We start from the raw sequence: 11842 nt of genomic DNA on the forward strand, positions 1-11842 counted from the left end.
CTAATTCATATTCTCTGCTGTTTCTTTTCCGCTGGTCAGGGCCGCTTCCACGGTGCCCATGGAAGGACCTTCATACATCGCTTCGCCCGCAAAATAGAGGGTATCCTGAACAGGCTTTGTTACCAAGGCCAGGGCGTCGGTTGTTTCAACCGTCGTGTAGCCATAGGCTCCGTGCGTGTAAGGATCCTGTGTCCAATCGGCAATGTGCCAGTGACGGATTCGGGATTCTATTTCGGCGGGAGTGAGTTTGAAAATGTATTGCAGGGAAGCGATGGCTTGTGCAAACAGGTCACCCGTTCGATGATGGGCATTGAATGTGCGCGGGCCGCCAAACCAGCCGGTGAGGAGTGGCGTCTTGTCGGGAAGTTGTGTCCACCACGTGGGGATGTCGGCGTCGGAAAATAGAAAGGCGAGGTTCTTCAGGTTTCTGCTCGCGTGGTCTTCCCAAAAAGGCTCGTTGAACTCAAAGAGAAATTTAATGACTCCTCCAAAACCCATCGCCTGGAACGCCGTGCGGTGTTGAGGCAGATCGGGTGTGAAATGTATCGTTCCTTTTTGCAACACACCCAACGGAACGGTGACGATTACCTTTTCGCCTTCAATGCATCCGCCAGCATCGGTCGTCACTTTCACGTAGCCTTTGCGCCATGCTATTTCCCGAACGGGTGAGGAAAGCATGATGGTGCCACCGGCGTCTTTCACTTTTGCGGCCAGGTATTGCATCAGTGAGCTGTAGCCGTCGCGGATATGGTATTGGTGATCCTCATCCGTTTCTGACCATTCTTCTCTGAGGGCCAATGCGCTTACGCGGCGGATGTCGGCTGTGTCAAACCCTTCGGCGAAACGTTGCACGCGGTTACGCAGGTCTTGGTAGGTCGCTCCTTTGAAATGTTTGTCGAGAAAGGAGGCCATGTCGGTGTCGGTCGTCAGGGTGTTGAGGGCTTGGGTCAATTCGTCCCATTGGTCGTCCATGAGATCGCCTCGCTCCAGTTCACCTTTGCTTAGTGTGTAATGTTTGCCATTCAGCTGCATCGCCTCGCCCTTGGCCTCATGGAGTAGGCCGAGCGTGAGGGATTGGCTGCCGTGGATAAATTCGGCACCGGCTTCTACGGGGCGGGAAAATTTTCCATTCAGTTCCTGGATGCGCCCCCCGATTCGATCCCGGGCTTCTATTACGGTTACTTTATGGTTTTTCTCTGCTAGCATCCTGGCGCTCATTAATCCCGAGGCTCCGCAACCGATTATGACAATGTTTGACATCGTGATGAAATTTAGAAGTTATTCAGCTTAACAACTTGCGTATGGGATGGTTTTTTTATTGACCAGCGACACTTCACAAGTATAAAGAATTATCTTCGCCTCGAACGCCTGCTAAATTGGCGATTCAAATTATCGAATGACCGTTAAGAAAATTGTACTTCGAACGCTCCTCGGCCTTCTTATCGCTTTTTTCCTTTTCATTGGACTCTTCGTCATCCCCTATTTCGCAAACATTGTTATGCCCTGGGACAGGTCCGAGGCCATTGAAGCTGCGATAACCTGGGGAGGGCTGGCAGATCTACCTGATGCCGCGGAAGATGTTTCGGTGGGCACGGAAGGAAGCATGTTCACCAGGACATTTATCGTTCGGTTCGAGCTTGACAATGATGCGATCGATGCTTGGATAAAAAAAAGCGCCCGCATGAAGAATATGGTACCGGTCGTTGAGGCGGATGGTACTCTTTTATATGAAATTCATCCTGGTGAAGAACGCTCGATCGGAGGAACGGTTCGGGTCAATCGGTTGGATCACTGGGTTGTCATTAAGATGTCGTGGAGTTAAACATTGCAAAAAATGAATTACGATCTGAATTGGTTGAAAAATAAGTTTGACAAAGGAGAGTCACTCAAGTACATTTTCTTTTGGGGACACTCCAATAAAACCCCGGATGAAATTGGAAAATTTGTCTTCAGTCAATGGTATCCATCATCTTTTACGGTGGACGGCATCGAATACAAAACGGCCGAACATTGGATGATGGCCCGGAAAGCAAATTTATTTGGAGACGACGAAATTTCCGGGCTCATCTTAAAAGCAACAAAACCCGGAGAGGTGAAGGAGCTTGGCCGAAAGATCAGGGGATTTGATGAAGTCAAATGGAACAACGAAAAATTTGAAATTGTGAAAACCGGAAATATTCACAAGTTCAGTCAAAACAAAAGGTTGGCGGAATACTTGTTCAGCACAGCGGACCGAATCATTGTAGAAGCAAGTCCAACAGACTCCATCTGGGGAATAGGACTGGCTCAGGATTCCAAAATGATCGAAGATCCACATACCTGGAAAGGGGAGAACTTGTTGGGATTTGCCATCATGGCCGCGAGAGATTTTTTACGCGAGGAGAACATCCCGAATTTCAAAAACACTTAAGTCAGACTAAGCTTCCTTCCTGAAACTTCGGCGCCTTCATCTCAGAATACGTCAATATAAGTCCAACGATGCTCGTTGCAATTCCAAAGTAAGCGGGGAGCAAGTGCGACGTTGTGGTGTAGCCAATAAGAAAGTGAACACCAATAGCGGTAGAAAAACCAACCGCCATCGACAGCGCCAGGATCTGCCAAAGATTGATGGAAGGTGCCGATCGCCGGATAATGAAAAGGTAGAGCAACCCGATGGTGGCCAGTCCTCCTCCAAATGCCGCACGGTCATGCGCGATCAACGGTTTGAGATTGCTGTTTATTTTTTCGATGCCGCACACGGTGATGTTCATGTACTCCAGATCCTGGGGAACAAAAATGGTGGTCATCCCCACGATCATGATCGTGACCCCTGCCAGGAACATGCCCGCGGCCGAAAACAGCAAAAAGATCTTCCCCACGCCGTATGCCGACTTGAGATCCACCCGCTCTCTTGCTAAAAAGACATCACCGATCGTGCCGCCCTGCTTAATGATCGTATAGGAACGGATCATTCCAGCAATAAAAAATGGCAGCAGGAGCAACGTGGCAACACCATGCCAGGTGTCGAGGTATCCATAGCCCAGATAAGTGAGGAAGCTTCCAAAACCAATGAGACCGGAGAACAAAAACAAGTACCACGCCCAGGCTTCTTTGTTTTTAAGCGGAAATTCCGCCAGCCACATGTAGAGCAAACCTACCGCGATGATGGAGCCACCAAACGATACGCGATCGTGAAACATGAAGCGTGTCATGGTGCCGTTGTTGAAGGCTGACAATTGATTGGCATCCATTCCGAGATACGAGATGTCGTGAGGAAGAAAATGCCCGGTAATGGATTGGACAATCACAAACAATCCGGACAGCACGAGGATGAGGGCGGTAAAGACCAGCAGGAATCTGCCGTCACCTAAAAGCGCTTCCAACAACGTTCGTCTGTCCATATAAATCGATGGGTTAAAATTTAACTTCCAGCGGTTCAATCCCCTCTTTCCTGAAATAGGCATCTAACCTCTTGGCCAGCCTGGGCCAATTTTTATGCGGCACCATGGGGTAAAGATGATGCTCTAGGTGAAATAAGTGATTGAAAGCAATGGCCGAAAAAAAAGCGCCGCGAAATAATCGCGTTTGTCTTAACTCATTCGCGCCGTGTGGCGTGTGAACCAAATACGACGTCACCAAAGGAATGATCCAACTACCGGCGATCATCAAAAACATGTAAACCAAAAATAGGCTCGTATACTGAGCACTGTAGATGCAGAACGCAATGAATGCCAACACAGAAACACCTTCTGCAATGATCAGCGTGTGAAATTTCCTGCCCCTGGATTGCGAAAGGGCCCAGAAATATATTTTGAATTGAAAGACAACGCCTTCCACCAATGTCCGCCCCAGCGACATCCGCGATGCCGCACCCTCGACATCGTCCTCGTGGGGAAACCGCTTGTGGTGATAGAGATGGCTCAGTTTATAGGCATGACCACTTCTGAAACAAAGCAATTCAAGAATGGAAAGAAATGCCGCGTTCAGCGTCTTATTTAATTTAAGATTTTCATGAACGAGATCGTGCGACGTCGAGCCATACGTCGTAAAACTCAGGGCCATTGTGCTCAGCACGGCCGGTATCCAATAATTATTCGCAGCCAATAGGAAATAGAGAACGAAAAAAGCGAACGGCAGGAATAGCGTGACCCATAATTGAAAACCCGACAAGGTCATCAGGTCGAGACCGAGTTCTTTAATGGAGGGCTTGGGAGATGGGGTTAACGGTTCCAAGGCGGAATAATAGTTAATTTTTTGTTGTTGATCTCAATCTTGAACGACACTCATTTTTTCACCACGGGAATATTTAAAAAACGCTTGCGACACTGGCGCCAACATCAACCCGGCAAGGCCAAAGGTGATAAATGCGTGCTTCAGTCCAAACGCCTGTGCCAAGTAGCCAATGAGTGGCGGGCCTAAAAATGCACCCGTAATGCCATAGGTGGCAAGAATGGAAATAGCCATCCCGGGCGAATACTTTTTCGAACCTGCCGCCAACGAATAGGTTACCGGAATGACCGACGCGGTGCCAAACCCCACCAAACAAAAACCGACCATCGAGGGCCAGAACGTGGGAAACACCACCGCAAGCGCAATACCGACTACTATAAAACCTGCACTAACCATAAACATGCGATCCATCCCAATCCGCGTAACAATACCATCGGAAGCAAAACGCGACAGCGACATGAAGATCATGAAGTTGAGATAGCCGAGGGTGAAGATTTCTTCATTGACCACTTCCTTAAAAAAATTTCCACTCCAGTCGAACATGCCGCCTTCGCAGATCGATGCCAGGAAGACCAGGATGCCGAGGTAAACCATATAGGGATCGGGCTTGGCCAGGATGAGCTTGTTCCCGGATGGTGCCCGGTCGTTGTCCAGGAGAAAGCGATAGCACGTTAACGTCGCCACCAAAATAATACTCGTCACAATGAGAAGGTGCGTAGCGATAGACACATGAAAATAGAGGAGCAGCGAAGTGAACCCTACGCCGGCAATACCTCCCGTGCTCCACAAACCATGAAAAGAGCCGTTGATGTGTCGGTTGAAGATTTTCTGAAGGTGAAGGGCCTGTGTATTCACAGCGATGTTGATGATGCGCGTGCTAAAGGCCAGCAAACATAAAGAGGCAATAAGCCCCAGTTTGGTAGTGGAAAAACCCAGGCATGACAGGGCAACCGCCACCGAACAGAACGCCACCGCCAGCGGAACCCGGCTATTGTAGCGCGACACCAGCCAGCCGGAAATCGGCAACCCTATGAGCGAGCTGAAGGGCATGCACATCAAAATGGTCCCCAGCTCCGCATAATTAAAGCCAAAGAATTCCTTGATCGTGGGGATGCGCGAAGTCCAAGTGGTGAAGCAAACGCCTGAAAGAAAGAAAAAGAGGTTCAGAAAGGCCCGCTGCCTGTTTTTTAAGTCCATGCCCATGAATTCGGATAGCTATCTATCCAGGACAAAGATGAAAAGCGTTCGGGATAAATTCAGCATATTTTATATGGGATTTCTCACATGGGCACGCTCCCGATACTTTCAGCGGGCCAGACCGTTTACGATCACGTCCGGCGAAATCCCTATGGACGTCCATTCGGATCGTCAAACCCTGTTTTTCGTTAGATTTGGACAATTGAGGGACCGTCAGCTTGAAAACATTTTTTAGTCTTCTTTTCCAGGTGCTCATCTACGGAGGCATCATCCAGAGTGTGTTCATCGTGTTGCTGCTCAATAATAAAGGCGTGCGAAAGGGGCGGGCAAACATCTTCCTATCGGTTTTGTTGCTGGCGCTGGCCTTTAGCATTTCGCACATCCTGTTTGCCGGGGTGGTACTCGATCATCTTTCGGCGCGGGTCTATTCCATTGGCGACCCCACCTTCTACCTGATCGCGCCCTTGTTGTGGTTCTATGCTTGCGAGCTTACGGGGCTGCGGATTCGATTTTCGTGGACCTCGCCGTTTCACTTTGCGCCATTTTTTATCATCATATTTTTATCGCTATCGCTACACGAGCTTCCGGACGGCCACCTCAGCCAATTCCTGGCGGGGAACCATCGGTTGGTAACGATCTTCTTTTGGATAACGGTGGTTACGCAGTTTTCATGGTACCTGGCGTTGGTCAGAAAGCGATGGCTGGCCTATCAGCAGTTTATGGAACAGGAAGTCTCCAACACCGAGAACGTGAGCATTTCGTGGCTGCGTTTTTTTATGGCGGTGTTCCTCGCGATCAACCTGCTCTTTCTTTTCAGCCTGTTTGCGGCCATCCATTTCCAACCCAACGTGTGGCTTCAAAAGGCCACGGCCCTGACCTTTTCACTTTCCATTTTTGCTTTGGGATATAAGGGCATCCTGCAAAAAGAGATCTTTCAACCCGAAGGAAGAACAGACGACAAAAGCCGGACAATCATTCCTCCTGCAAAAGAGAAACCCGACCAAGCGCTCATCGATCAAGTGACAACCTACATGGAGGAACAGAAACCCTATCTCGATCCGGAATTGACCCTGACCAGCCTGGCGAAAGGTTTGAACATGACCCGGAGCCAACTCTCACAATTAATCAACGTGGGCTTCGGCGATAATTTTTATGACTTCGTCAATAAATATAGAGTGGAGCAGGTGAAGAGGCTGATGACCGATCCGCACGTAAAGAATTTCAACATGCTCGGCATTGCGCTCGAAGCAGGGTTCAAATCAAAGTCGACCTTCAACCTCATCTTCAAACGGTTCACGGGATTGACACCTACCGAATACCGGAAAAATCTTCTGGACTAAGACGTCCACCAGGATGTCTGTAGACGCTTGGGTTCTTGTGCTTCCCTATTGTTGTGTAAAAAAACAATATGAACACGGAACAGTCCAAGCCACTCATCGAATTGAGTCATGTCACAAAATCATTTCCCTCAATGTCCGGAAATTTTCAGGCGTTGAAAAATGTGAGTCTGAAAATTGGAAAAGGTCAGTTGGTGGCCGTCACCGGAAAATCGGGGAGCGGAAAATCTACGCTCCTCAACATCATTGCCGGCATCGATAAGCCCACGGAAGGCCAGGTGGCCATCAATGGCATCCGCGTAGACAAACTTTCGGAAAGTGAACTCGCCACCTGGCGGGGGAAAAACATCGGCGTCGTTTTTCAATTCTTTCAACTGCTGCCAACCCTCACGGTCATCGAGAACATTATGTTGCCGATGGATTTCTGCAACCGGTATCCCAAGAATGAAAGAAGAGAACGCGCACTGGTGTTGCTGGAACAAGTGAACATCCGGGAGCAGGCCGACAAACTTCCGTCTGCTTTGTCGGGCGGGCAGCAGCAGCGCGCGGCCATTGCGCGAGCGTTGGCCAATGATCCACCCGTCATCATCGCCGATGAACCCACCGGCAACCTGGACTCACAGACCTCGGCCGCCATCTTTGAATTGTTTGCCGCGCTGGCCCGCTCGGAAAAAACGGTGATCGTGGTCACGCACGAAAAGGATTTTGCCGACTACTTCAAAGATGTCATCGTCATCGCCGACGGTGCGATTGTCAACGAATTTGTCCCCGCCTGAAAAATTCCCTATGAAAACAAGATACATCAAAGTCATCCGCGACCTCACCTCCGACTACCCCAAGAACATCATGCTCATCGTCGCCATCGCCCTCGGCGTTTTTGGCATCGGCGCTATCCTGGGCGGCTACAGCGTCATTAAACGCGAAATGACCGACAATTACTTAAGCACCGTTCCGGCATCGGCAACCCTGGAACTCGAAAAAGAAATCTCAAAAAGCCTGGTCGACAGCGTGAAAAAAATTCCTGGCATCCAGGAAGCCGAGCGACACGCCACCGTTACAGCGCGGATGAGGGTTGGCGACAAATGGTTTCCTTTGCTGCTCTTTGTAATTGATGACTTCAAAGAAAAACGAACGAACAAACCCCATCACCTCAGCGGCGAAGCGGAACCTTCCCCCGGATCCATGCTGGTGGAACGGACAGCATTGATCGTGATGAACGCCAAAGAGGGCGATGACCTGTTGATCAAAACACCACACGGCGAACCTCAGAAAGTAAAATTGTCCGGCACAGTACACGACCCCGGTCTGGCCCCCGCATGGCAAGAGCAAGCCGGCTATGGATACATCACAATCGAAACGCTCCACGCCTTAGGAGAAACACAGGGCTTTGATCAGTTAAGGATCCTGGTCAGCGAGCAGCCTTACTCAAGAGATCATATTATGGAGACCGCACAATCGGTGGCTCGTCAAGTTGAACGCGCCGGATATCCTGTCCACGAGATCCAAGTGCCGTCGCCCGGCAAGCATCCTCACCAGAGCCAGATGAATGCCGTCATGTCGATTTTTATTGTATTCAGTTTTATGATCCTCGTGCTGGGTTCGATACTGGTGGCCACTTCGATGGCGACGCTCATGGTAAAGCAGGTGCGCCAGATCGGAGTCATGAAAACGATTGGTGCGAATTCTATTCAGGTCATGGGGTTGTACGCCCTGATGATGGTGCTGCTTTGCGTGTTGGCGTTGATGGTTGCCATTCCGCTAAGTCGGTTAGCGGCCGCTGGATTTTATCGTCAGCTTGCTGTTCTCCTCAATCTCGAGATCAATGATGACTCCATTCCATATTGGGTGGCGATAATTCAAGTAGGTTCGGGCCTCATCATTCCTCTTGTCGCGGCGGCGCTGCCGGTGATTCGTGGCAGCCGCATCAGCGTAAAAAATGCGCTGGATAATTATGGTGTCACGCAAACGTATAGCGCCAACACATCGTGGATCGTGCGTTTCTCGCAATTGAATTTCTTTAGCGAAACCTTCCGTCTGGCCATTCGAAATGTTTTCCGCCAGCGCTCGCGCCTGGTGATGACGCTTGGACTACTCGCGGCCGGCGGAGCGATGTTCATGACAGCACTCAATGTGTCGGAAGCCTGGGATTCCAATTTGAAAAGAATATACGTCCAACGCCTCTACGACCTGGAAGTACACTTGAATAATTTTACGACAACCGATTCGATCGTCAAAAAAATTGATGCCGTTCAAGGTGTTCGCGCGGTGGAAGCCTGGAGTAGTTCGCCCACATCCGTCAGCAAAGACAACGCCTTAAACATCACGAGCACCTATCCCGACAAAGGTCACGCAAGCTTCACCATGCTGGCGCTCCCCGTGCCCACGCAGTTGTTGAACCCGACGATCACCGAAGGAAAATGGCTGCACGATCCAACAGCCCACCATGTGGTGTTGAACCAGTCCGCAAGGAGTTCCCTAAAGATCGGCGACGAGGTGTCGCTCGCCATCGAAGAGAAAGTCTCCACCTGGAAAGTGATCGGTTTTGTAGAGGACGTTGGCTCACACTCCACCGCCTATGTTTCGCTGCAAACTTTTTCGGCGATCACAAACACCACCGGCCAGGCCGAGCTGTTGCGGATTTCCTACCGGGATCGGTCAAAGGAAAATGCCATGCGCAAGAACCTCGAAATAGAAAAGCTCCTCGAAAAAGAAAACATGGCCGTCAGCAAAACCATCCCGGTGTGGCTGCTGCGCAATGCGATTGCTGCTCACATGAAGGTGCTCGTCAATTCGTTGTTGGCGATGGCGCTGCTCATGGCTCTCGTCGGCACGATCGGATTGGTATCTACCGTGAGCATGAGTGTGCTGGAACGGACCCGCGAGATCGGGGTGATGCGCGCCATCGGCGCAACGCCCGCGAAGATCAGAAGCCTGATCGTGTGGGAAGGTTTGTTGATCGGCACGATCAGTATTTTCGTGGCCTTCGTTCTATCCGTCGTGTTGTCCACGTATATGGGAAGAGTGATCGGCGACATGGCGTTCAGGACACCCCTGTCGCTGACCATCTCCGCTTTTGCCTTGATGACCTGGATAGTAACCATCTTTGCAGTCGCCTATGTTGCTGTGCTGTTACCCGCAAGAAGAGCAAACCGGATCAGTACCCGCGAAGCATTGGCTTACGAATAGATAATCAACCTTTGAAATGGATTAACCCGGAACAGAATGCAACAGCATCCCTTCCGGGTTATTCTTTACAGATTATGCATCGCCCGGGATCTATGCCTGATCCTAAGCATCAGCATAAAAAGATAGAAATAGGCAATTAAAGGGATTCGATACATTTTACCATCGGCAAGATTTCTCGTCAAGCGTCCAGCACATTCTAACTACCCACGCTTCAATTCACTGGGTAGGCTAAGATCTTTTTCAGATCACCAGGAAGCTTCACCATCTCATTGTCCATATAGGTTTCCATCATCAGCACGTCATCATACGTGTGCCTCAACTTGAGGAGATATGAAAATCGCAGCAGGGAGATCGCAAAGAAAATGTCTTGTTCTTTCAGGATCGGAAACGTGATGGCCCGGTCGGGCACAAACCGGTGCTGTTGGATCCGGTCGAGTGTCAACAATTCGGACGTCAGTTCACGGCCAAACACGATGTCGAGATGTCCATTCCAATGAATGTGTCCTATTTCAGTTTCGTGAAAGAAGAACGCCTTTCCACCCATCGGATGAGGGAACGCACCCAGGCCGTGCCAGGTAGTGACCTGGTCCTCTATCCGGCCGATCAATTTTTGAATCGCCGGCCGCGTGATCCGAAAGAACAAATGATAATAGAAAGCGGGATGCATCATTTCACATGTTGATACTGAATTTGCGATGACTCACCTTGTAGTAATACAGGTAGGAAACCACGAGGGTAACAAAGAAAAATGTGTGAAACACTTCCAGCAACACACTGTCGCCGCTGGACAGGTGCGCTACCGGCGTGGAAAGTAAAACAATCGCAAAACCGAAATAAGCAAACTCCCTGATCTTATGGGGAACACCCGGCACGACGAGGGCCAACACGCCCAAAAGTTTTGCCGTGGTCAGCTCCAACCTAAACCAATTGGGCAACCCCAAATGGACAAACGCTTCTTTCATCTCCGGATTGAACGCAAAGTTGATCGCACTCCACAACATGACGGCCACGATAATGCCCGTGGAACTCCAATACATGATCTTATCCTTCTTCATATAGTCGTTATTTATTTTTTTAAAGTCATTATATACCCCGCGAGATCCCGTATTTCTGTTTCGGAAAGGCTGGTCTTAAATGCGGGCATCGCATTCCTGCCGTCAGCGATGACACGCTCAAGCGCGACGCTGTCCAGGGGAGTCAGCTGCAGATTGGCCGCTCCGGCAATTCCCGCCGTGCCGTCACTTCCGTGGCACATCGAACACTTGCTTTCGTAAAGCGCCTGGCCACCATCCGCCAATTCTTGCGCGACGACCTTGTCCGATGCGGAAGATTGTTCACGATCTCCTTCCTTCTTTGCACAGCTCCACGCAAGACACAAAGAAATCGCGACGGTTACTCCGATGATGATGCGTGACATAAGCACTCGTTCTCTTTTAATTGAACTTAAAGACACTCAACAGGAGGATGGCAAAAAACATGACCAACTGCACGGCGTGGAAGATCGACAGGTTCCGTTTTATCTTCATGATCTGCTGGGAAATGCCCGACCCTGTCTGTTGCATGATTTTCGAAAGCTTCGATCCCTGTCCTCTCCGGATCAGCAAGCCATTCAATATGGTGATCAAGACGATCGGAACTTTCACTCTCAGCCACACCTGCTCACCAAACACGCCGTGCGTAAACGCCATCATCCCCACGGCCGGGATGATGATGAGCAACATGCCCACGCCCATGAGCACAGGGAATTTGGACACGGCCTGCCATATGGCCAACCCCTTGGGCGGATCCAGTTCATACTGTCGCCAAAATTGATTGACCGCTAAATAGTCGGCCACCGTGGTGCCGATAAAAAGAATGATCCCCATGATGTGAAACAGGAGGAAAGCGTGATAAAGGGTTTGTGTTGTCATGGA

General features: G+C 50.0%; 13 protein-coding genes. 5 read left to right on the top strand and 8 right to left on the bottom strand.

Features of this window, described 5'->3' with window-relative positions; genetic code table 11:
- Positions 1 to 1260, bottom strand: a complete 1260-nt coding sequence (locus BUB30_RS31605; protein ID WP_073142593.1) for a flavin monoamine oxidase family protein — start codon at positions 1258 to 1260, stop codon at positions 1 to 3.
- A gap of 136 nt (positions 1261 to 1396) precedes the next feature.
- On the opposite strand from BUB30_RS31605, the gene BUB30_RS31610 reads away from it, so the two are divergent.
- Together BUB30_RS31610 and BUB30_RS31615 are read left to right on the top strand one after the other, a co-directional pair.
- A complete protein-coding gene (locus BUB30_RS31610) occupies positions 1397 to 1822 on the top strand; it encodes a hypothetical protein (RefSeq protein ID WP_073142595.1) in 426 nt (141 codons plus the stop codon).
- A 12-nt stretch (positions 1823 to 1834) separates the two neighbouring features.
- A complete protein-coding gene (locus BUB30_RS31615; RefSeq protein ID WP_073142596.1) occupies positions 1835 to 2410 on the top strand; it encodes an NADAR family protein in 576 nt (191 codons plus the stop codon).
- A 1-nt stretch (position 2411) separates the two neighbouring features.
- Here BUB30_RS31615 and BUB30_RS31620 read toward each other — a convergent pair whose 3' ends face one another.
- From BUB30_RS31620 to BUB30_RS31630, 3 genes are read right to left on the bottom strand one after another with little or no spacing between them, the layout of a single operon-like run.
- The gene (locus tag BUB30_RS31620; protein WP_073142598.1) at positions 2412 to 3380 is read right to left on the bottom strand and encodes a hypothetical protein; all 969 of its coding nucleotides are present in this window, start codon (positions 3378 to 3380) and stop codon (positions 2412 to 2414) included.
- Between the two features lie 13 nt (positions 3381 to 3393).
- Entirely contained in the window at positions 3394 to 4212 is an 819-nt protein-coding gene (locus BUB30_RS31625) for a fatty acid desaturase family protein (protein ID WP_221408833.1), read from the bottom strand.
- Positions 4213 to 4245: 33 nt separating this feature from the next.
- On the bottom strand, positions 4246 to 5406 hold the full coding sequence (locus BUB30_RS31630) for an MFS transporter (RefSeq protein WP_073143436.1): 1161 nt from the start codon (positions 5404 to 5406) through the stop codon (positions 4246 to 4248).
- A gap of 218 nt (positions 5407 to 5624) precedes the next feature.
- On the opposite strand from BUB30_RS31630, the gene BUB30_RS31640 reads away from it, so the two are divergent.
- The 3 genes from BUB30_RS31640 to BUB30_RS31650 all read left to right on the top strand — a co-directional run bounded on the left by BUB30_RS31640 (position 5625) and on the right by BUB30_RS31650 (position 9929).
- Entirely contained in the window at positions 5625 to 6746 is a 1122-nt protein-coding gene (locus tag BUB30_RS31640) for an AraC family transcriptional regulator (protein WP_073142603.1), read from the top strand.
- Positions 6747 to 6814: 68 nt separating this feature from the next.
- Positions 6815 to 7519 (top strand): ABC transporter ATP-binding protein, encoded by a 705-nt coding sequence (locus BUB30_RS31645; RefSeq protein WP_073142605.1) that lies wholly within the window; start codon positions 6815 to 6817, stop codon positions 7517 to 7519.
- Positions 7520 to 7529: 10 nt separating this feature from the next.
- Positions 7530 to 9929 (top strand): ABC transporter permease, encoded by a 2400-nt coding sequence (locus tag BUB30_RS31650; protein ID WP_073142607.1) that lies wholly within the window; start codon positions 7530 to 7532, stop codon positions 9927 to 9929.
- A gap of 211 nt (positions 9930 to 10140) precedes the next feature.
- Here BUB30_RS31650 and BUB30_RS31655 read toward each other — a convergent pair whose 3' ends face one another.
- The 4 genes from BUB30_RS31655 to BUB30_RS31670 are packed head-to-tail and all read right to left on the bottom strand — an operon-like array spanning position 10141 to position 11839.
- Entirely contained in the window at positions 10141 to 10599 is a 459-nt protein-coding gene (locus BUB30_RS31655) for a luciferase domain-containing protein (RefSeq protein ID WP_073142608.1), read from the bottom strand.
- Between the two features lies 1 nt (position 10600).
- The gene (locus tag BUB30_RS31660) at positions 10601 to 10984 is read right to left on the bottom strand and encodes a DoxX family protein (RefSeq protein ID WP_073142610.1); all 384 of its coding nucleotides are present in this window, start codon (positions 10982 to 10984) and stop codon (positions 10601 to 10603) included.
- An 11-nt stretch (positions 10985 to 10995) separates the two neighbouring features.
- Positions 10996 to 11346 (bottom strand): c-type cytochrome, encoded by a 351-nt coding sequence (locus BUB30_RS31665; RefSeq protein ID WP_073142614.1) that lies wholly within the window; start codon positions 11344 to 11346, stop codon positions 10996 to 10998.
- 16 nt (positions 11347 to 11362) lie between these two features.
- Positions 11363 to 11839: a hypothetical protein gene (locus tag BUB30_RS31670; protein WP_073142615.1), complete on the bottom strand. Its 477-nt coding sequence runs from the start codon at positions 11837 to 11839 to the stop codon at positions 11363 to 11365.
- Between the last annotated feature and the right edge of the window lie 3 nt (positions 11840 to 11842).

Source organism: Chryseolinea serpens (assembly GCF_900129725.1).
GTDB classification, from domain to species: Bacteria; Bacteroidota; Bacteroidia; order Cytophagales; family Cyclobacteriaceae; genus Chryseolinea; species Chryseolinea serpens.